Below are 21,254 nucleotides of genomic sequence, written 5' to 3'. Positions count from 1 at the left end.
ATTTTTTTCTCCCCTCGGGGAGAAGTCTTTTAAAAGAGTTTACACAAAAGATTTGACAGACCCCAATGAAATCGAAAACCATTCACGGTTATTTTCTTAAGGCGTTTCTTCAGATAAATCAACCCCATAAATCCAGTCTTTTATTTTAATTCTGCTCTTCTTAGTTCTCTTACATATAGAATTTTAATATCTGAGCGATCTAACTCTTCGATTGCCTTCACTATAACTTGTTTTCGAGCATCGCTCTCAGAGAAGGATTCTACTACGGTTTTATCTGTCTTCGGTTCCGATTCATCGGACTTTCTGTACTCATATTCGACTAAATATTTTTTATCCTAAGCTCAGAACCTCCTTCACATTAGCACATCAAATCTCCGATTCATTTGATTCTGAACTTTATCCCTTGAAATTCCAGATCCCCGTCCAAAATAATAAAATCTATAACCTCTTTAATCTTCTCAGTAGCTTCATTGTCATATCGCTTCTTTTCATTAAGATGAACACCTGAAGTATCTGATCTATTTGTAGAATTTATTGTCATTGTCGTATCTGTGCCAGAAACAGGCAATTTATAGAATTCAGCAATTCTCTTAATTAGATTTTTGTTCGGATTAGAATTTGTGAGATTCTTTACTCCAAGTTTTTCGGCTATTTCTTTGAAAGTCAACCCAGAACCCTTAGAATAGAATTCGTGAGAAGTGAACAGAGCGCCATTGTAGCAGTCTTTCTTTTTCTCTTTAGTCATCTCATTGCACCTCATGAACTCCGTGTTTTATTAGTTGTTTGCCATGTCTTTTTGAGCTAAATCAATCGCTACTTCAAGTTTAATTCTTGCTAACTTACGAAGACCCTTCGTAAAAGCAGTTACTGTTTTCACCGATTTCACTATTGGCTCGACAGATAAATCATAACGATCTAATTCAACTTCGCACACAGAATCCGTATTTACTAATACTGTATAAATATCTTCGCCTTGCTCTGGAATCCAATCTAATACATAGGTAGTTCTCATCTTTGGATATATTTTTCTTAACAGTTCAAGAAGTCTTATCTCTTGGAACAGATATTTCTGCTGGTTGATTAACTGATCATAGAAGTCCTTCTCAGTTTTAGTTCCTTTTAATTTCATTTTTTTCTCCGATGAGTACCTGACATGATAAAATCACTACATAAATTATACCAATTTTCGCCAAATTAATACATACATAATCGAAGTCTGCACAAAAAAAGAACCCCCTCTTCTGGAAGTTCTCCGCTTTATATTATGATTGATAGACTTTTTTCGATAAAACTTTTATATCAGATCCTCCCGATATATCCTTACCACGCACTCCACATGTGTCGTATGTGGAAACATAGATTGTTTACTAACAACAAAGCAACATTGTTTCGTGTTCATATCGGCTTAACTTTATATGCATACTTATCGGATTATGTCATCCGACAGCAAGTAGAATTTAATCTTATTTCCTCCGACTCCGTAGAATTGCAAAAGATCAGCCGGTTTACTCATAAATTTGCCAAGAGTCTAAAGTGAGCTAATAAGTTTGCCTTGAGTTCATTATTTGATTGTTCTTAACTATAAGAAACATAGAAAATGGCTTTGATATGCTGGGAGCTCCCCCTTTCAAAAGGTGAAACAGGTTATAAACCCAGTAAAATCAAGCCATTTTAGCAATGGAAAACTTAAGGTTCCAAGCGTGGCAAACATATTAGTTAAGTCACATATGCTAGCGAGAATTAGGACGAAACCGGCAGCCCCAATTGCCCCAACAAAAGCCCACATCGCTATCCCCATCTCGCCAATGATACCAGCGGCGCCAAAACCGACCATGATAGAAAAGGTAGCGCCTAAAGAGTCACCCGATGAAATCCCCCAAATATAGGGATCAGCCAATGGGTTTTGTACGGAGGCCTGCATAACCGTCCCGCACAAAGCAAGACCGGAGCCGACAATCATGGCCATCAGTACCCGCGGTAAACGAATTTGCCAAATAATATCTACAAAGGTCCCCGATGTAAGTCCATGGAGGTCCCCGATTTCTATACCGGTTAATTGATAGATCAATATCCGATACGATTCCGTAAAAGGTATGGACACTTGTCCGATCGATACGGCAAAAATGACTGAACATCCAACGGCTGCAATCAACATCATGATGATCACTGTAAACAAAGCTCGGCTTTTTAATACAGAATCATAATGTAGTGAGGTTCCTTGTGGTTCGTTTCAGCAGTGGTTGACATATTTATTTACCTCCAAATATTTCAGGATGAATGAACGCTGCTACCTTGTCATAAAGATCTGCAAGCTCCAGACTGCCACGAATAGCATTGGTATAGTCGGCAACCATCACATTCCCCGTTTTCATGGCATTGACATTTTTTAGTCTGTCATTCGAAAGCAGTTTGTTTTTGGTAACGTCGCGATCAGGCTCCTGAAACTCCGTGATAATATTTTTTTCCGGATTGGCGGCAATGATGGCCTCAAGTGACATCTGCATATATCCGTCCTTTGACAATTTCATATACTCCCCTCCTGTATTGTCAAAGCTTTCGGTCCCATTCGGAGGAACAGAAACTGTCTGCGCACATGCCGAACACAAAACCATCATCATTATGAGCAACATAACCCCACTTCTTTTCATATAAATACTCCTCATCTTGTATTTGTCTTGACCAACCGATTGATTTAACTGGTTGAACAATCTATTGTAATGATTATCATTTACATCGTTGTTTTTCTCTACCTGTTAAGGGAGCATACAAAAAAACCTCAAGTCTGTTGAAATATCGCTCGTCACCGAACCATATGTTCTACAACCTTGAAGTTTTCTGTTAGTTCAAATTATTTGGCAGCCTGTTACGCTCCACTTTCTGTTGATCCATATGCTTTAAGTACTCACTCGGATTGCAGCCATAATGCTTGCGAAAGGTCGTTGTGAAATTACTGACATTGCTATAACCGACTGAAACAGCCATTTCCCCCACATTCAACCGTTCTACTTCCATATACCAGAGTGCTTTCTCCATCCGTTTCTGACGTACAAGCTCGAAGATCAGCACGCCAAACAATTCACGAAATCCCTTTTTCAGCTTGAATTCATTCAAGCCTGCCCGCTTGGCTAACTCGCGAATCGACAATGGTTGTTCGCAATGGATTTGCACCAGCTCGTGGACCCGCTTCAGCTTTGTTATATCATCATGCCTCAGCGTCATGCTTCCGCCCACAGAACCGTAGCCATCGGACTCGCCTAACAATGCGATAAATTCAAGCGCTTTGCTTTCCATATATAAGCGTTTCATCGTTCCGTGATACGTGCAATGAATCAATTCCGATACACATTTTTGGATTGCCGGAGTGTCCGGATAACGGTCAATATTTCCGCGATGATGCTTGAGCCAGGTTTCCATTTGCCCTTTCTCCGTAACGTCCCCGGCATAATGCAGCAGCTCATCCGGGCTAAGCCTGACTTCCAGCAGCTGATTGCGGATTCCTGCCTTTTTCTCTTCATATACCTGAACATCATCGAGGAAAAGCACATTGCCTGTTTGTTTATCCGTGTGGCTGTCCTTACCGTCCCACTCGCAATAAATTTCGCCGCTTAGGCAATAGCTTAATTCGAACAAGGGACAAGCCTCCTGGATATGAAGCTTCATATCTTGCTCGAAAGTAATATCTGTATACAAGATCTCCATACCTGGACGAATCCGTGTCCGCGTAATGCTACCCTGTCCAATATGTGAAGGTATGGTAAGCCGCTGCTCAGATGCATTGTACGCTATCCTATGCTTCACTACAACATGTTCACAGCGGGTCGCTCACTGGAACTATACGCAAAATTATGAACAAAAAGATTTGTTTTCCATGGGAAATATTTCGTCAAGGGGGTTTAGATTAAAATTTTCTCATTAATTTCTAATAAAGAGGATCTATACCATGCGGGGCAAGACTTTCAGAGGTCTCTAGTAAATAGTGGAAGTTTTATTTGTGGTATGGTGGTTTTGGGTAAATCACCCGTCCAAAACTTACCTTAGGAGGAAACATGAACAGCATGAATAAACGCTACGGTAAAACTATTGTTGGTATTGGTCTCAGTCTCTCGATCTTTTTTTCAGGTAGTCTCGTCGTCACACCACAATCGGCATATGCAGCTACAGCTTCCAGCACTTCCACGGCTAACAAGATATTTGCCACAGGCAAAAAATACTTAGGAGTCCCTTATAAATTCGGAGCATCCTCGGGCATCACTTCGGCATTCGACTGCTCTTCATTTACACAATATGTATATAAGAAAAACGGGATTAATTTACCTCGTTCTTCAGTGCAGCAATCCAAAGTAGGAAAATATGTCTCAAAAAGCCAGCTTAAGCCAGGTGATTTAATATTCTCGGACACAAACAGAGACGGTAAAATCAACCATGTCAGCATCTATATGGGCAATAATAAATTACTTCATACTTATAAAGTCGGCGTAGGGGTTACGATTTCCAATTTTTCTGGCAGTACATGGGACAAGACTTACGTAACAGCACGCCGTGTTCTATAATAACATATACAATTATTTAATGATGTTAACCAGCTCTTGTAGCATGAACCGTTAGGCTTCGCGTATTGAAAATTCCGGATACAATTGTATTCGTCAATGCAAACTCGAACGTCTCGGTATACCTCATTAGGTGAGCTGTACGAGTGATACATACAATACAATTGAATCCATTACGATCATAAAAAGGGACATTTGTGCGCTTAGTAGCTGCTACAGATGTCCCTGCCTTTTATTTTTCCGTTAAATCACTGACCTAAGCCTGAAGCTGTAATAAAATCTGTGGGTCCTTAATTTTGGTATCCTGGGCCAGCAGGACGATTTTGGACAAAATTCCCGCGGTTCTGGGGTCTTCATCCATGAATGGCAAAAATAGCTTGCCTCTATGCTGTGAATGAACCGGGATGATCGCCAATGCGCCTGCTGCCTGTTTATGCACAATGCCACTACCAAGGTGAACACTGTATTCGCCCAGCTTACCAGTAATACGTGCATGATTTCCTTCCAGCTCCACATTATCTAACTTCAATAAACGCAGCGACTCACGCACGATAGCTGTACGCATATGTATCGTGGTCAGACTCGCTTCCGGATCAACGCCACCCACATGGGCCACACTTACAACTAAATCCACATCACGCATAACTTCCGAGAAAATAATAGGCGGTACCTGGCTGAGGTTCAAGCTCTCGTACGTTTTTCTGTCGAAGAAACGAACCGTCTCCAAAGTCGGACATTCCACATCCGATGGTGAGAACCAATCCGCCAATGCGTAAATACTCGCAACCACGTTTTCTTTGTAATATACTTTTTGCAAGCCTTCCTCATAGCTGACTGTCCACATCCGGCTTTTGAGCAGAGCTACGGTTTTACGTGGCTGCACCTGATGCCCTGCGTATCTGCGGGAAAGCGTTCCGCTCGCGAGCTCATCGGCATTAGGCACATACAATTCTCTGAAAATCTGCTTAAACGGCTGCTTCAGCTGACGGTCGAACAAATCCTTCTGGTACAGGCTCCACAAACCACTTTCGGCAAAATGCAGCGGATGTGCGATCAACAGCTGGTCCTCGTCACCAATCGTATATCGTTCCCCGTTAACCCCTAACAGTTGCTGATTGGAGAAATAACCCAGATGTTCACCCGCCTTTAACACCAACACACTCACCAATGGAGCAATCACCGGATTTCGCATTAACAAACTGATTTCGTTTAAGGTAAAGACACTGCCTGCCTCCATCGAACGTTCCAGCTCTGCCTTCGCTCTCTTGTACTGATCCGTAAGCTCGGATTTTGTTTCCTTAAGAGCCGTTATATATTCATGATTCTTATAGCTGGCTGGTAGCGATTTAAGCTCCTTCCCTTTACGTGTTAAGCGAATTTCGGACTTACCGTTATCTTGAATGACCAGCTGTGCAGTCAGATCGTCAAGTTCCTTGGGTTCCAAATAATGCAGCAGATCATCAAGCTTTCTGCCTTCCATGTCCCATGTCATTCGAATCACATCCGCATAGCCGCCATTTCTCGCCAGATTATCCAGAGCAATGTTTGCCGTCTTCGCTTCGCTGACTCTTCGCTGCGCACCGAAAGTTTTGCTTTCCTTCAAAAATTGATGAATAAATTCATAACGCTCCCGAATATCGCGGTCACGATTCTTACTAAGAGGAATCAGACTGTAGGTTAGCAGATGATCTTTATTTCGCTTATCCTTGATGGAGTTCTTCATCTCCTCAAGCTTCAGACTGCCAAGCACGGCATCGGCAAACAGCTGTGAGCGCCTGTGATTCGATCCGGCAGATATATATTTGGCGCATTGGTACAGAATCTGGAACTTCTGTGCACCCAGCTCTTCGTAAGCCTCCTGAAACCAACGAATATCGAAGGCTCCATCATTGAAATCCTGCGGTGAAATAGGCGAATAATGTGCCACAATCGTTTCCTTTTCTGCAGAAAAGGATTCATTAATATGGGCGTGAAAATACCATGCTGCGCTCCGAAGACCGCTCCATCCCAAATAATCGGATACGATCTCGACCCACTGCGGCGCATACATCGCTGCTTCCAGCAGCCTTTGTTCGGAAATCTTCCTGTTCTCCAGCAGCTGCTTCAGCAGAACCTTATCTTCTCCAGCTTGCGGATGGCATACTTTGAGCAGGTTGCTGAACGTTTCTTTTTTCGTGACATCGCGACCATAACCATATATATATCCACGTACGAAGCTTTCCTTATCAAGCCCGGATAAAATACGGATAAAATAGTCCATGCCTTCCATATGTCGGATACTATTGGCAAGCCGTGTAACCTCTGTCGACAGATCGCCCCGGTTCAACTCGATCTCCAGAATACGCCCCAGCACCTGCTCCTTAAATACAGTCAAGGATGGATGCTTCTCAACAATTTTAAAGTTAGGATGGGTAATTCTGTTGATATGATTGTCGCTTCTCGGCCTTATCAGCAGCTCCCTGAATACGATGTTATCATCAATAACCGACAGCTCGTATGCGCGAGCAAAATCCTCAATGGATAAGTGGTTATACTCGTACTCATGGATGTGATACAACATATAGTGTAGGCGAAAAAATGCGATAAACGATGCATCATCATATACATACGCGTGCTGCCAGCGGTGCCAGATAGCGGTATACAGATCGAGCAGCTTCACTTCCTTCTCTTCCTTCAAACGTTCCTCTGGAAAAGCACCTACGATCAGATTCACTACTTGATCGGCGACCTTAAACTTCTCTGATTTGGGGCAATCATCCAGGTAGGCTCCTACAAGCTGCTTGACCTGATCCGCGTAGGGAATACGCTTATACAAATCGATCATTTCCTTGACGATTTCCATGGGATACAAGTGTTCCAGGAACTCGGTCCGCCAACCTTCAGGAGCTTCATAATAATTGGCCTCCCAGCTTCTTAATCCACCAGAATAATAGCGGTACAGCTCATCTGCTCTGCGATAAAATTCAAGCTGGATCAGCTCTGCGGTGCCAAATCCACTGGCTTGCCAATAATCTTTCCATACTTCGGCAAGTGGATAACGTTCGATAGAAGGAGTCAGATCATCCTCTTCATACCTCCACTTCAAGGTGCTCAAATTTGTACCCAGGAGAACTGCTTGCTTGGCATTCGAATAATCCTCGAACTCATATTCATAATGACGATGATCATGAATCAGGTCACTCAATCCTTGAAGAAATTGTTCCATCTGCTGCAAGGACAATGTGAACAGGTTTTTTACATCAGCCAGTTGGGAGAGCGGTACCTGTTTCACCGTAGTCAACGATTCCGTACTGATGGCAGGATCAAACAGACCATAACCATTAGCCTCCGTGTACGCATCCGCTTGCTCCAGCTTATTCAACAGAAGCCTCTCTTTGTCCGTAGGTGCCTTGATGAGAGAAGTTTTTTCTTTCAGACGCGTGTATAGCCCCATATGAGCCGCCTCTGCTTTCAATTCTGTCAGCATCTCCAATGCGGCCAGGCGCTGGAGCTCATCACGACTATTCATCAGGAGGTCTACCGCACTTTCCAGCTTCTCGGCAGGCTGCTTCAGCAGGATTTGGATCGCGCTCTGCCTGAGTGTTCCTGTCTTCAACTTCAATATTCCTGACATTTGTTCGATTTCATTATCATTCAAATCGAACTTGGCGGCTTGTCTAAGCGCAATTTCGCGATTGCTCATGCTTTTATCAGCCAGACTTGCAAGAATAAATTCGCGCTGCACAGGATTCATAGGATCATTCGTGAAGTCTTTAAGCAGATCCCCTCTAAGGTCGGGACTTGTGGTATCCTTAAGTGCGATTAGCTCTGCAATCCATTCCTCATCCATATCGTAAGCGGTTAAATACATCATCTTTTTGACTATGGAATCGACAGTATGCGTAACGGCCATCCAATCGAATATCCTTGAGGTCACATGAATTACTTTCTGCGGCATAGCCTTGGCCATCGCTGCCAACTGCTCGAACTGCTGCCTTCTTACCGTCTTATTTTCTAACAGAGGGTTACGCTGCACCTGAATTTTCCGAATATTTTCTCCATCTTGGAGCTGCCAGGTGTAACCATAGCTATAGGAATAGTTAGATATAATCCAGTATTGCAGTTCTGGGTCCTGTACTTCAAGCCATTCATGGGCAATATCGAACTTCACTTCTGTATTCTGACTCTGCGCCAACACATATTGAGCGACAACCTTCCGGTATGTTTCCTTATCCTGCATCAGATAACGGATTTTATCGTCAAGGTCCTTTTCCTCATGTACGGCTGTCGCCCACAGACTCATATAAATTTGGATCACATTACTGCTCTGCAGCCAATCATCCCGCTGCAACTTGTCACCCAGACACAGTACCGCGTATTCCAAACATTGCTTAGCAACACGGCTGTCTGCAGCTTCAAGCCCCAATCCCGTCCATACATCCAGTGCGCGGACTACTGAACTGTAACGGATTAGATTATGCTCGGAGATCACTTTCAGCATATATACCATAGCACTCAAGGTGCCTTCATCCATTTTCTCAACAATACTTTGCCTTAGTCCCTCTTGAAGCCGCGCAGCGACCAGCAGCTCCCCGATCATCCGGTAAGCTTCCTCACTATGGCTTAAAAACACACCAGATATCATAGGCGCAGACAGCAGCGCTGTATTATTATCGCCGTAGATAATCTCCTTTAAGGCTTGAAGAACCGCTTCATTATGTTGATCGATTTCATAAGCCACGGTATCGCCGATAGCCCAAAGCGGAACCCAGAACTCGTGCTCCGACAAATAGTTCGGTTTGGTCAAATAATCGATGACTGAAAATTCGCAGCTTTGTAAATGAAGCAAGGATATAAATTTGAGAAGGATCCGATCCTTATGTACACTAAGCTCGGCTGAGCGAAAGGGTCTTCTGCTATATCCGCTGCTGTATGGAAATTCAACCGCATGCCTGACTATATATCGGAAAATATTTGCCTGGTATTCATCAACCAGCAGCTGCATGATCACTTCGAGCGGTTCGTATATAAGGCTGTCTTGCCCATTCGAAATTGTATGTAAAAGTGCGTAAATTTGTTTGTTGGACTCATCGTCGTTATAACCGGATTTGGCACTCTTAACGAGTATAACGGCTAATTGACGCTGAGTATCGGTCAAGTCCAGCTCCTGTGCCCGTTCCTCGAGCCTCGTAAAATAAGCCTGCTGCTCTTCTCTATCCATTCAATCGCCCCCTACCATAGTCTTCCTGCCAACATCGTAAACCGGATCAATGCGATATCGTCTTTTTCCTGCACGACCAAGGGTCCATCCAACAGCTCGATTTCTACGCCGTTAATAAACACCTTATACAAGCCATCCTCATAAGCGGAAATAGCCGTCATCACGGCTTCCTCCAAATTAGCCTTCTGTTCGTTATATAAAGTTCCAAAGCCAACTTTCCCCGTACGGCTCTGTACGTCGATTTCGCCCTGAGTCAAATACGGAACCAACGTCACCCCGGCTTCGCGGTCATTAAACTGCCTGACATTGGTGGTGACCACATCGACAAGCAAGGATCGTAAGCTCTCGGGTACCCCACTTAGCCGCCACTCTTTCTTGTCCAATACTGAATTTTTTTTGCCCAGGCTTTTTACCGTTATGAACACGATCAACACAAAGCGCCCCCAATAAGTGACATTACTCTTAATACCCTTACCCAATGCCTTCCAGTTAGAAACAGTAGTAATGATCTTTATTCTATATATACATCTATCACAATTAGCCTATTAAATGCTTTTTAAAAATATTCAAGGTACGTTTAGCATCTGATTTGTCTATAATTGCAAAAACAATCTTATCAAATAAAGTATGGTATCCCTCTTCAATGAGCACCTGCTTAAATAGTTGCGCAACGTCATTGGGATCATTTTTGAAGACTCCGCAGCCATAAGCTCCAAGTATAATTGATTTATCTCCATGGAGGGCTGCGACTGAAAGAATATATCGAATTCTCTCGCTCATGACGGGATTAATCTTTACTACATTGTGTGGTTCACGCTCTCTGACAACGCCGGCATTGACAGCAGGTGCAGTAAGTATTGAAACAAGGAAAGGTTCCGCTAAGAGCTTACCAATATCCTCCCTGAATACTGGTACTTTGGGAGAATGGATCATGTAGTCAGAATACAGACATGTCTTTAAATTACGATTATAGGTGTACATTTCATTCATAGGCTCAATACACGGATATAAGGCTGAAGATCGAGCCAAACTTTCCTCCTGTGCCTGACTCCCACCAAGAAAGCCTCCTCCTGGATTCTTCGCTGATGCGAAGTTGAGACACAGCGTATCGCCATATCTATGATCTAAGACAATCCGTCTAGCCGCCTCCAAAGTAGTTTCAGCCGTAACTTCGATTGAGGTGAGCGTTTCTCGTCCGTGTGCAATTCTAGCGATCATATCCTTCTTGATAACGGGCAGCATATCAGGCACATAAAGAATAGTGTCACATATTGCCTTCTCTATTTCCTTTTTAAGAGGGACTCTACTTCCTTGCAAATTGATATAAAAACCCTTTTCCAGAATGTCCAAAGTTTCTTTGGCCATTTGTGATCTTACTTCTCTGTTATTCGTTGATTTATTCATATAGCTTCTCTTCTCTCCATGTACATTAACTTTTAATAGTTAGTTAGGGTGTGAATTTATAAAGTGTAACTTCCTCATCTTTGAATATATCATTTATCATTTTCGAGACTACGCTCCAGTCTCCACCCCCTCGATTACAACCAATTCCATATGGAAATGCAATAGAGTACTTATTCGTTTTGGCAAACTTACACAGTTCATTTAGAGCATTTCTTAAAGCATCATCGTTTGTATATTTCTTACCATCTCTACCGAAGTCTTGCTGTCCGAATAAATTTGCTACATACTTGGTAGATCCCTGATCAAGTGCGACGAATTGGCAGAGCCCCAGCAAATTCTCTTTATTCTGATGGCAAAACTGCAAATATTCTGTATACACCTTGGGATAATGATGTTTAATTTGTTTAGCTACACCTGAACCCATCACAGCTTGACAATTTACTTGATGAGCAATAATGTGTTCGGATGCTCGTAATAGATCACTTTTAACTATGCGCGTCGTCACTATAATCACTTCGCTTTCTTTTTCACACTTCTATTTCATCTGCGAGATAAGGTCCTCCCTCAGATTCGTCAACACCTCACCTAACCAATTTGTTCCTCTCCATGTCTTACGGTTCCTAATTTGGGAGCTACTCTCCAACAAACCTACACCCCATATTCGATCCGTAGGGCTTGCTTCAACTAATGTTGTTCCTTTAGTTTCCAGTAATCTTTCCAGCAGATGTTGATTTTGAGTAAATTTCGCATAGTTTCCGTCATACACAAATTGCTTGCAGTGCATTTCCCACTCTTCTTTATGAAACTTTCGAATCATTCTTCCAAGTTGTTTCTGTTCAGCCGGTGACTTGGCTAGCAGAATTTTCTCTGCCATCTCTTCATCCTTAAATAGTTTGGCCTTTTGGTACATCATGAACTGCTCTGAGCAGTTGAATGGTACTCTACTTACAACAAATTCTGCCGGATGCCACTGTGAAAAGGGTGACTCCGTCCGGTAAAAAAAGGTGAATTTCTCCATATTAATCAATCCTAACTTATTTAATTTCGATTCCAATTTGGATTAAATCGGTACAGCTTGGAGGGACGGTGCCCTGCATCCTTCGTAAATTCATTTGTTTCGATGACCATGGATGCCATTTTTCTCCGAAATGCTGCCGCTAAGAGTTCTTTTCCAAGTAACACCTCATAGACTTGCTGAAGCTCGGATAATGTAAATAATGGCGGCATAAGATTAAAAGCGATGTCTGTATACTCAATCTTGTTTCGCAGCCTTTCTATAGCATATTCGATGATTTTCGCGTGGTCGAAAGCGATTCCTTGTGAGTCTACAACCTCACGGCTTACTCTTGTTGATCGGCCGCTCACAACCTCTACAATTTTTACGGTTGCGGACACAGTCTCTAAACCATTTCGAAGCGTTATTTTCAAAAGCTTTTCAAGTTCATAACCATGATCCAGGTTAGTTTTCTTCTCTTGAAAAACATGGTATGCCACCTCGAACCATTTAGCGTCAGCAGCATCATCTCCCGCCTGAATATCTAAAGACGTACGGTCCACAAGCGCCATATACGAACAGCTAATAACTCGCGTCCTTGGATCACGTTCGACATCACCCCACGTAAACAATTGCTCCATGTATATGTTCTCGATGTTGGTTTCACTCTTCAATTCCCTTAGAGCTGCATCCTCTACTCGCTCGTGTACAGATACAAAGCCTCCAGGCAAAGCCCATTGACCTATAAAGGGGTGTTCTCCTCTTTTAATAAGCAGAAGCTGTAAAGATTTCTCAGGGAGCTTCCTGTAATTATCCTGCTCTTTATTCAAGACGGTGAAAATGAGCATATCCACAGTAACAGAAGGTCGCTCATATATACTTGCATCATAAGCCTGTAAGTATTCTTGCTCGGTCAGACCATTCCGGTCACGGATGGATGAAGGTTCAGTCATAGTAATCCCCCGTTTTTATATTGATATTATCAAAGTGTTATTATCTACTTGTTATTATATACCAACACCATTACCTAATGTCAATACATTCCAAATAAACATACTAATAATTCTCGAAGGCACCCACCTTAAATTATCACGGCTGTTTGGCATACCATTCCCACCTGTATCTAATTGAGCAGTTGTGCCCACTGGATCTGGAATTGTCTAGCGGGAATCCGAGGGCACGTGATAGACTAGAGGTTAGAAGGGTATACATCCTCCCTTCTCCATGACAACGCTTTCAGATAAAGATGAGTAGATGTTGATGATCAAAACTGTTCATGGGATTGAGTGGACAATCCGACGAATAAAGGAGAAAACGAACATGAGGATGAGTAATTATGATGTAAGCCGAATGACATTGGATGGTGAACGCAAATGAAACTAGGCGATCAGAAGAATTATTTGAGCGAGCTGCGACCTATCTTGGAGGCGGTCGCCGACCGGATGATTCCGGAAGATACATGGCCATCGGCAACCGATGGGGGAGTCCTGACATACCTGGAACGTCGTGTCAGCGAGGATGTCACTACCTGGATCGAATTGATTGAACCCGGACTTCGTGCTCTGGATGCAGAAGCAATCAATCTCTATCGTCGACCGTTTTCTGAACTGTCAGCAAACGAGCAAGACGCACTGCTGCATGACCTTGAACGTGATCAGGTTCAGGACTGGTCCGTTTCACCTAAACACTTCTTCGCTACCCTTTTGAGTCTGGTTATCGAAGGTTACTATGGAAGTCCTGAGGCTGGTGGGAATCGCGAGGGTAAGTCGTGGGACATGATTGGATTTCTTCCAGGGCCCGTCTCCGAAACCCATGAACCGATCCTAGAAACCGATCCATCCCAAGTGACCTTCGATCAGCTTCAAGACCAGTATGATGTTATCATCGTGGGTGCTGGGGCAGGTGGCTCGGTAGCAGCGGCTGTATTGGCCGAATCGGGGCTGCATGTTCTCGTCGTCGAACGCGGAAGCTGGCTGCGATACAGTCAGATAGGAAGAGATCATGCGCGCAATCATCGTTATAGCAAATACGGCCATAACACAGGACCAGAGTCCGAAGGTCATCCTCGCTCAATTCTTGTGGCCAACGGAGACGAGCGGATTACAGCACCCTTCGAAGGAGACTATCATAATAACGCAATGACGCTGGGTGGCGGCACACGAGTCTACGGGGCACAAGCTTGGCGATTTCATCCGGATGACTTTCGTATGGCGACTCGCTATGGGATTCCAGACGGGAGTTCGCTCAGCGATTGGCCGATTAACTATGATGAACTCGAACCTTATTACGAGCGGGCAGAGTGGGAAGTTGGTGTCTCTGGGGACGGTGATGCCCACGCTGGTCGCGGGAGGCAGCGACTTCCTTTTCCAATGCCAGCTCTCCCGAGGACACTGGAAGCAGAACGCTTGGCTCAGGGAGCAGCAAAATTGGGATGGAATGTGGGGCCGGTTCCTCTTCTCATCAACTCCGTCGAACGTGACGGTCGACCGGCCTGTGGGCGGTGCGGCCAGTGTGTCGGATTCGCCTGTCCGACCAACAGCAAGAATGGTGGCCACAATACGATGTTATTGAGGGCCATCGCTTCCGGCAACTGCGACCTGATATGCGATACCATGGTGGAGCGCATCGACACCGAAGCAGGAAGGCACGCCACTGGGGTTCGCCTTGTGCAGTCGGTAGCTGGCTCGATCCAACATCGGCAAGTGCGAGCAGCGCACGTGATGGTTGCAACCGGAGCTATCGAAAGTGCGCGCCTACTCCTCAATTCGGCGAACGATGCAGAACCACATGGGGTAGGCAATCGGAACGGACAAGTAGGAAGAAACCTTCAGGGTCATGTCTATACGGGTGCCTACGCCCTTTTTGATGAGCAGGTCCAAGACGGTCTTGGACCTGGAGTGAGTATTGCCACCTGTCGCTTTGCCCACGGTAACGCGGGCGGGATTGTCGGGGGCGGAATGCTTGCCAACGAGTTCACCCGGCTGCCGCTCATTCACTGGAATCGGGCACTTGCGCCGGATGCGGTGCGATGGGGAAGCGCAGGCAAGGAATCGATGCGGGAGAGTTACCTGCGTACCAGTCATGTTCAGGGACCGATCCAAGAGATCCCGACCGCAGAATCAAGAGTGCGGCTCTCGCCAACGGTCAAAGATCTCTTCGGAATGCCCGTGGCCCAACTCTCAGGAAGTGTCCATCCCGAGTCTCTTCGAGCCGCTGCCATGCTAGCAGAGCAAGCGGAGACTTGGCTCTGGGCTGCCGGAGCACGTCGGGTTTGGCGAACTCGACCAGGTGGAGGGCTAAGTGCTGGGCAGCATCAGGCGGGAACACTGCGCATGGGTGACGACCCTTTGACATCAGTCACCGATCCCTCTGGACGTGTACATGGATACGACAATCTCTGGGTGAGTGACGGCTCCGTACACGTGACCAATGGCGGCGTTAATCCGGTATTGACGATTCTTGCCCTGGCTTTCCGCACAGCAGAAAACCTGGCGAAACAAGCGTAGCGAAATGCTTGGAGCTATTCCTATAAAAAAACATGCCTGTGGCTTGCTGATATGCTATGACTCAGCGCAGCCACAGGCCAAAATGTGGTTGAATGAGCCCTGTCATTAGATTGGATGTATCTAAAGGGGACAGTCATGTACAAGCTCTTTCAGGTTGAGAAATGTCCAACGGAAAAGGCGAATATCAATCAACTTCTCATATACTTGCTTGTCAGTGAATGTTTTGTGCTTAAAAGCTGTTTTGGCGTGCCTTCGAATATGACTTTACCGCCATTGCTGCCGCCTTCGGGCCCCATATCTATGATCCAATCGGCGTTTCTGATCACATCCAGGTTATGTTCGATCACAATGACTGTATTTCCGGCATCTACCAGACGATTCATGATAGCAAGCAGATGGGCGATATCCGACATGTGCAGCCCGGTCGTCGGCTCGTCCATGACGTAAATACTTCCCTTTTTATGCAACTCGCTGGCCAGCTTGATGCGTTGGCACTCACCGCCCGATAGTGTGCTGAGCGGCTGGCCGAGTGTCAAATAATCCAGTCCCACATCACTCATCGCCTGCAGCTTGCGCACAACTTCTTTGATATCAAAAAAAGAGAGGGCTTGTTGTACGGTCATCTCCAGCACATCGGCGATCGATTTATCGCCCAGTTTGTAAGCGAGTACCTCCTCTTTGAAACGTTTGCCGCCGCATATTTCGCAGGTTGTTTTAACGGTTTCCATAAATGCCAACTCGGTATAAACAACTCCAAGACCTTGGCAGTTTTCACAGGCACCCGTGGAATTAAAGCTGAACAAGCCGGGTTTCACTTTGTTGGCTGATGCAAAGGTCTTGCGCACATCGTCCATGATGCCCGTGTACGTGGCTGGATTCGAACGGGTCGAGACACCTACAGCTGCCTGATCGATCACTATCGCATCAGGATGCTTTTGCAAAAACACCTCGTTGATCAATGTGCTTTTGCCGGAACCGGCAACGCCTGTCACTACCGTTAATACACCCGTTGGTATATCGACGCTAACATTGTTCAAGTTGTGCAGATTGGCGCCCACGACGGATAGCTTGCCCGTTGCTGGACGAAAATGATCCTTAAGCGGCATCGACTGTTTCATATGCTTGCCCGTCAGGGTATCGGCCTGCAGCAGTCCGGAATAGCTGCCTTCGTAAACAATGGTGCCGCCACGGCTGCCTGCAAAAGGACCGACATCGACTATATGATCGGCTCCTTGAATCACATCGGGGTCGTGTTCGACGACAATGACTGTATTGCCTTTATCGCGCAGTTTTTGCAGCAATTCATTAAGCCGATGCACATCTCGGGGATGCAAGCCAACGCTCGGCTCATCAAAAATGTATACCACATCCACGAGACTGCCGCTCAGGTGTTTGACCATTTTGACACGCTGTGATTCTCCACCTGATAAAGTGTCGGTTTCACGGTCGAGGCTGAGGTATTCCAGGCCAATATCAACCAGATGCTGCAGTCTTTCCGTTAACGCTTTAACCATAGGTGCCGCTATCGGATCATTTATTTCCTTAACGACCTCAATCAGTCGACCTACCTCCATGGAAGACAGTTCGGCAATATTGTTACCATTGATTTTACAGCTAAGAGCCGCTTGGCTAAGACGGGCGCCGTGGCAAAGATAGCATGGACCTTCGGTTATAAACGGCTCTACCATTTTCTGAGTGCGCTCCGGCCTCGTTTTGAGATCTCGCTTGATGTACTTGCCGCTGAACTTCTCAATGATACCCTCGGAGGTAAATTTTACAGGTTTCCCTCCAACTTGCATTTCAACCTTATACGGTTTGCCATACAGAAGCTGTTCCATTTCTGCCTCGGTGTAATCGACAAGCTTTTTGTCATTATCAAACAAACCTGACTGGGTAATAATGTTCCAATCCCAGCTTTCGACGCCATACTCTGGAAGCATGATGGCACCTTCGTTGAGTGATTTGGATATGTCCAATGCTCTCTTCGAGTCAACTCCGAGCTTGCGGCCGACACCGTTGCATTCCGAGCACATGCCTTGCTGGTCGTTGAATGAAAAGGCATTGGCATTACCAGCGTAAGGTTGACCCACACGTGAGTATAACAGCCGAAGTATAGGTGCAATATCTGTAATCGTGCCCATAGTCGAGTGAGCGCCGCCGCCCAAGCGTTTTTGGTCGACGATAACCGCCATACTAAGATTTTCGATTGCGTCTGCATCCGGTTGCGGAATACGCGGCAGAAAGTTGCGGACGAACATGCTGAAGTTTTCGTTCAGCAGACGCTGAGATTCGGCGGCGATGGTATCGAAAACGATCGACGATTTACCGGAACCGGATACACCGGTAAATATGGTGATTTTGCGCTTGGGAATGCGCAAAGATACATCTTTAAGGTTATTTTCCCGTGCGCCGCGGATTTCAATATATTCTTGGGTCATAAGATATTCTCCTTACTCTTATTAAGATCCTTATCCGATGAAACACCGCAAGAAAGCGGTTTAGACAGATCGGTTTTTCCGTTCTCAAGTAAATTGAAATCAGAAAAGCCGACATACGTGTAAAAACAGATCACTTGATGGGCATTAGATACTACCATGAAGTGATCTGTTTTATGAGGTTGGGCTATTTAACTATCGTTTAATACCGAAAGCGGTTATTGTTCCAACACCTTTTCAAACTCGCGGAACCAATTACCCCAGCCATACTTAGCCCCTGCGAGTGCTTGATCATTTGAGATTCCGGTTTGTTCGAGATGAAGGTTAACCTTTCCGTCCCCTAAATCCTGCAGCGTCCAGGTGACCGTGTGCTTCTCTCCGCTAGCCCAAGTATAGGACAACAGGTTTGGTACGTCCACGATAAGCACTTCGCCGTCAATAATTCCATTCCACCATTCGGTCGGCTGAGTGCGAAACTGAAAACGGTGTCCTACGACAGGCTTAAAATCATTTTCCATGGTCCACTTGGCAAGCTTGCTTGAATCGGTTAAGGCGGACCAAACCTTTTCGATCGATGACGTGAACTGAAAATCCAAGGATAATGTTAAACTCATTATTCATCCTCCTCTAATAGTTGGTTCAATCGCAACATATTCGCACTCCAGAATTTGCTGTAGAAAGCCACCCAATCTTGAATTTCTCTGAGTGGAGAGGCGTTTAGCCTAAATCGCGTTTCTCTGCCGACTTTCCGGTCAAGCACCAGCCCGGCCTCTTTAAGAATTGTCAAATGCTTGGATACAGCAGTACGGCCCATTTGAAACTGCACTGTTAATTCATGAAGCGGTATCTCCTCTGCCTCTGCTAACAGACGAATCAGTTGGCGCCTAGTTGGATCTGCAATCGCGTCATACACATCCCGCAACTGGTTGTTATCGCTCACAACACCCTCTCCTAACTATTATTACCAAGGGACATCCGATAATTCACAACCTTCTTAAAGTATGCGGCTCTACGAACGCAGCGCCCACGAGGCTAGAACTCCTAATCCGACACCATTTAGTGTCTTTATGATTGTATGACACCATTCAGTGTCGTGTCAACACATTTTGAAACGGACCCCGACTCGGGGCTCGTCCAGTAATCTGATTCACCCGCCAACAGTGGTGCCGCATGATTAAATTGTCTGTTAAATATCGACTCAAAATATGCTACTACAACCTCACGGAATTCCAAGCCTTGCAGGTTCATCTCCCTCATACACATATTTAGGGAAGGAATTTGCTTCCGAAGAAGTTCCATGTTACACCCTTCAGTCATTCCATTAAGTCAATGGAATCATAACATAAAATGCGTTGGAATAAATAAGTGATTTCAAGTACGATGATATTATTACGCTTTGGGGAGGACCAAAAATGATTGTTCGTAGTAGGTGGTTGTTGATATCCGTTGGACTGGGGATGCTATTGAACCCATTAAATTCTTCGATGATTTCTGTTGCTATTTCAAGACTGCAAAATGTGTACCATCTTGACTTTACAGGTGTTTCCTGGATTATTTTTTCATTCTACATTGCAAGTAGCATCGCTCAACCTGTCATGGGAAAGGCCAGTGATATATTCGGTCGAAAGAAGATATTTCTTGCCGGGCTTATTGTTTCCTTCGTTGCCTCATTATTAGCCCCATTATCGCCAAACTTTGGGTGGCTTATTGTGTTCCGCATTGTGCAAGCCATCGGAACAAGCATGATGGTTTCAGTTGGAATGGCCATTGTGCGAATTCATATTACGGAGAAACAAGCGTCTGCGTTATCAGTTATGTCCATATTCCTGTCAGGAGCGGCAGCAATTGGACCTTTTATTGGTGGGGTCTTGATTCACTGGTGGGATTGGCCTGCTATCTTTTTGGTCAATATTCCGTTCGTGGTGACGAGCTTTCTATTAGCTTGGAGGAATATCCCTAAGGACGAATCGCCAACATCCGTTGCACAGGGCATGTCCATTCGTAAATGGTTTGATTTGATTGATGCGTCAGGAATCCTGTTCTTCACAGTGGGTCTGGTTGCCCTACTCGTTGGATTACTGTCAGCAAAATCATCTGGGCATGTCTCCTTTGAGCATGTTATTGTCGGGCTGATAGGCCTCGTTGCATTGGGGGCTTTCGTACGACATGAGTTAAAAGTAACGTCTCCCTTTATCCCTTTACGCACATTTGCCAAATATCCTGCAATGACTTGGGTCAATATCGAATTTATACTCGTTAACGTACTTTATTACTCGCTCTTTTTCGGGCTTCCATCCTATTTGCAAATGGTACGTCATGTAAGTGAATTCCATACAGGTATTCTCATGCTAAGTTTAGGTTTGTGCTCGCTCGTTGTTTCTCCCATAGCAGGACGATGGATAGATAAATCAGGACCACGACCGGCATTGCTGTTGTCTGCAATTCTGATGACATTTGGCTCTGTATGGCTCGTGACATTGAATCAAACTTCACCGGTTATCAGCGTGTGTCTGGCTTTGGCTGCATTCGGTATTAGCAACGGGTTGAACAATGTAGGTATGCAAGCAGCCTTGTTCCAAAGTTCTCCAAAAGAAATAATCGGTGTAGCATCCGGAGTATTTATGACATCGAGATACCTGGGAACCATTCTCTCTTCATTGCTGCTAGGCATCATAATGGGAGATAAGTTCAGCGACGGGGGATTTCAGCTACTTGGGGCTATCCTCTCGGTAATTGCATTGTCCCTGGTATTCATGAGTTGGCGGCGCCGAAAGTCAGGGCAATTGGAAGAGTCGTAGGGTCAGGTAGACTGATCGGGAATGTAATAAGGTTCTTGACATCGATTGATGACAAGAACCTGACTTTTAAAATATAACAATGATGCTGACTTCCGATGAGAAACTCATCACGTCGTCACGGTACTATCTCTACCCTCTTTGATAACGGAAAGACTTTTACGCCTGATTTAACAGAACTACTATTCAAATGGTTGCATAGAGATAAACCATTCACGACCTTATCATTGATGGCAATCATGAGAACCATGATATGCTGGATGCTTACGCTATTGAGATTTGGAACGGCGGAAAGACTTTTTTCGATTTAGCTTTTAATATACTCAGTCGGAATCATTTGATGAATTACCGCTGGAGCTATCACTATCTGAAT

17 protein-coding genes are annotated in these 21,254 nt (G+C 44.9%); 3 read left to right on the top strand and 14 right to left on the bottom strand.

What is annotated here, in order from left to right; genetic code table 11:
- Positions 1-379 precede the first annotated feature (379 nt).
- The 5 genes from OB236_RS09555 to OB236_RS09535 all read right to left on the bottom strand — a co-directional run bounded on the left by OB236_RS09555 (position 380) and on the right by OB236_RS09535 (position 3,630).
- Positions 380-745 carry a hypothetical protein gene (locus tag OB236_RS09555; RefSeq protein ID WP_262683769.1) on the bottom strand — a complete coding sequence of 122 codons (366 nt, stop codon included), beginning with the start codon at positions 743-745 and terminating at the stop codon, positions 380-382.
- A gap of 30 nt (positions 746-775) precedes the next feature.
- Positions 776-1,129, bottom strand: coding sequence for a hypothetical protein (locus OB236_RS09550; protein ID WP_262683768.1), 354 nt, complete (start codon positions 1,127-1,129; stop codon positions 776-778).
- A 498-nt stretch (positions 1,130-1,627) separates the two neighbouring features.
- A complete protein-coding gene (locus OB236_RS09545; RefSeq protein ID WP_262683773.1) occupies positions 1,628-2,167 on the bottom strand; it encodes an iron ABC transporter permease in 540 nt (179 codons plus the stop codon).
- A gap of 82 nt (positions 2,168-2,249) precedes the next feature.
- The gene (locus OB236_RS09540) at positions 2,250-2,528 is read right to left on the bottom strand and encodes a substrate-binding domain-containing protein (RefSeq protein WP_262683767.1); all 279 of its coding nucleotides are present in this window, start codon (positions 2,526-2,528) and stop codon (positions 2,250-2,252) included.
- Positions 2,529-2,838: 310 nt separating this feature from the next.
- Positions 2,839-3,630 carry a helix-turn-helix transcriptional regulator gene (locus OB236_RS09535; RefSeq protein ID WP_262683766.1) on the bottom strand — a complete coding sequence of 264 codons (792 nt, stop codon included), beginning with the start codon at positions 3,628-3,630 and terminating at the stop codon, positions 2,839-2,841.
- A gap of 416 nt (positions 3,631-4,046) precedes the next feature.
- Between OB236_RS09535 and OB236_RS09530 the strand changes: the two genes are divergently transcribed.
- A complete protein-coding gene (locus OB236_RS09530; protein WP_179097615.1) occupies positions 4,047-4,550 on the top strand; it encodes a C40 family peptidase in 504 nt (167 codons plus the stop codon).
- 253 nt (positions 4,551-4,803) lie between these two features.
- Here OB236_RS09530 and OB236_RS09525 read toward each other — a convergent pair whose 3' ends face one another.
- The 6 genes from OB236_RS09525 to OB236_RS09500 all read right to left on the bottom strand — a co-directional run bounded on the left by OB236_RS09525 (position 4,804) and on the right by OB236_RS09500 (position 13,098).
- Entirely contained in the window at positions 4,804-9,747 is a 4,944-nt protein-coding gene (locus OB236_RS09525) for a DUF4132 domain-containing protein (RefSeq protein ID WP_262683765.1), read from the bottom strand.
- A gap of 11 nt (positions 9,748-9,758) precedes the next feature.
- Complete coding sequence (locus OB236_RS09520; RefSeq protein ID WP_262683764.1) at positions 9,759-10,181, bottom strand: hypothetical protein; 423 nt, start codon at positions 10,179-10,181, stop codon at positions 9,759-9,761.
- A gap of 103 nt (positions 10,182-10,284) precedes the next feature.
- A complete protein-coding gene (locus tag OB236_RS09515) occupies positions 10,285-11,151 on the bottom strand; it encodes a TIGR02452 family protein (protein WP_262683763.1) in 867 nt (288 codons plus the stop codon).
- A 43-nt stretch (positions 11,152-11,194) separates the two neighbouring features.
- A complete protein-coding gene (locus tag OB236_RS09510) occupies positions 11,195-11,665 on the bottom strand; it encodes a macro domain-containing protein (protein ID WP_262683762.1) in 471 nt (156 codons plus the stop codon).
- A 21-nt stretch (positions 11,666-11,686) separates the two neighbouring features.
- Positions 11,687-12,169: an NADAR family protein gene (locus OB236_RS09505; protein WP_262683761.1), complete on the bottom strand. Its 483-nt coding sequence runs from the start codon at positions 12,167-12,169 to the stop codon at positions 11,687-11,689.
- Positions 12,170-12,189: 20 nt separating this feature from the next.
- On the bottom strand, positions 12,190-13,098 hold the full coding sequence (locus OB236_RS09500) for an NUDIX hydrolase (RefSeq protein ID WP_262683760.1): 909 nt from the start codon (positions 13,096-13,098) through the stop codon (positions 12,190-12,192).
- A 420-nt stretch (positions 13,099-13,518) separates the two neighbouring features.
- Here OB236_RS09500 and OB236_RS09495 point away from each other — a divergent pair, with 420 nt between their 5' ends.
- Positions 13,519-15,651, top strand: a complete 2,133-nt coding sequence (locus OB236_RS09495) for a GMC family oxidoreductase (protein WP_262683759.1) — start codon at positions 13,519-13,521, stop codon at positions 15,649-15,651.
- A gap of 188 nt (positions 15,652-15,839) precedes the next feature.
- Here the strand turns inward: OB236_RS09495 and OB236_RS09490 are convergent, their stop codons facing one another.
- From OB236_RS09490 to OB236_RS09480, 3 genes are all read right to left on the bottom strand, one after another.
- Positions 15,840-18,089 (bottom strand): excinuclease ABC subunit UvrA, encoded by a 2,250-nt coding sequence (locus OB236_RS09490; RefSeq protein WP_262683758.1) that lies wholly within the window; start codon positions 18,087-18,089, stop codon positions 15,840-15,842.
- A gap of 215 nt (positions 18,090-18,304) precedes the next feature.
- Complete coding sequence (locus OB236_RS09485) at positions 18,305-18,700, bottom strand: SRPBCC family protein (protein WP_262683757.1); 396 nt, start codon at positions 18,698-18,700, stop codon at positions 18,305-18,307.
- The gene (locus tag OB236_RS09480; protein ID WP_262683756.1) at positions 18,700-19,026 is read right to left on the bottom strand and encodes an ArsR/SmtB family transcription factor; all 327 of its coding nucleotides are present in this window, start codon (positions 19,024-19,026) and stop codon (positions 18,700-18,702) included. The genes OB236_RS09485 and OB236_RS09480 overlap by 1 nt, the downstream gene beginning before the upstream one ends.
- Positions 19,027-19,498: 472 nt before the next feature.
- Here OB236_RS09480 and OB236_RS09475 point away from each other — a divergent pair, with 472 nt between their 5' ends.
- Complete coding sequence (locus OB236_RS09475; protein WP_262683755.1) at positions 19,499-20,884, top strand: MFS transporter; 1,386 nt, start codon at positions 19,499-19,501, stop codon at positions 20,882-20,884.
- Positions 20,885-21,254 lie beyond the last annotated feature (370 nt).

It is taken from the genome of Paenibacillus baimaensis (genome assembly GCF_025567575.1).
Note: the sequence above shows the minus strand (reverse complement) of the source record. Positions and strands in the feature narration are given on the sequence as shown.

Bases quoted from the DNA above. Each gene is read 5' to 3' on its own strand.
- OB236_RS09555 (WP_262683769.1), bottom strand. From the start codon at position 745: ATGACTAAAGAGAAAAAGAAAGACTGCTACAATGGCGCTCTGTTCACT.
- OB236_RS09500 (WP_262683760.1), bottom strand. From the start codon at position 13,098: ATGACTGAACCTTCATCCATCCGTGACCGGAATGGTCTGACCGAGCAA.
- OB236_RS09485 (WP_262683757.1), bottom strand. From the start codon at position 18,700: ATGAGTTTAACATTATCCTTGGATTTTCAGTTCACGTCATCGATCGAA.
- OB236_RS09515 (WP_262683763.1), bottom strand. From the start codon at position 11,151: ATGAATAAATCAACGAATAACAGAGAAGTAAGATCACAAATGGCCAAA.
- OB236_RS09475 (WP_262683755.1), top strand. From the start codon at position 19,499: ATGATTGTTCGTAGTAGGTGGTTGTTGATATCCGTTGGACTGGGGATG.
- OB236_RS09540 (WP_262683767.1), bottom strand. From the start codon at position 2,528: ATGAAATTGTCAAAGGACGGATATATGCAGATGTCACTTGAGGCCATC.
- OB236_RS09550 (WP_262683768.1), bottom strand. From the start codon at position 1,129: ATGAAATTAAAAGGAACTAAAACTGAGAAGGACTTCTATGATCAGTTA.
- OB236_RS09490 (WP_262683758.1), bottom strand. From the start codon at position 18,089: ATGACCCAAGAATATATTGAAATCCGCGGCGCACGGGAAAATAACCTT.
- OB236_RS09495 (WP_262683759.1), top strand. From the start codon at position 13,519: ATGAAACTAGGCGATCAGAAGAATTATTTGAGCGAGCTGCGACCTATC.
- OB236_RS09505 (WP_262683761.1), bottom strand. From the start codon at position 12,169: ATGGAGAAATTCACCTTTTTTTACCGGACGGAGTCACCCTTTTCACAG.
- OB236_RS09525 (WP_262683765.1), bottom strand. From the start codon at position 9,747: ATGGATAGAGAAGAGCAGCAGGCTTATTTTACGAGGCTCGAGGAACGG.
- OB236_RS09530 (WP_179097615.1), top strand. From the start codon at position 4,047: ATGAACAGCATGAATAAACGCTACGGTAAAACTATTGTTGGTATTGGT.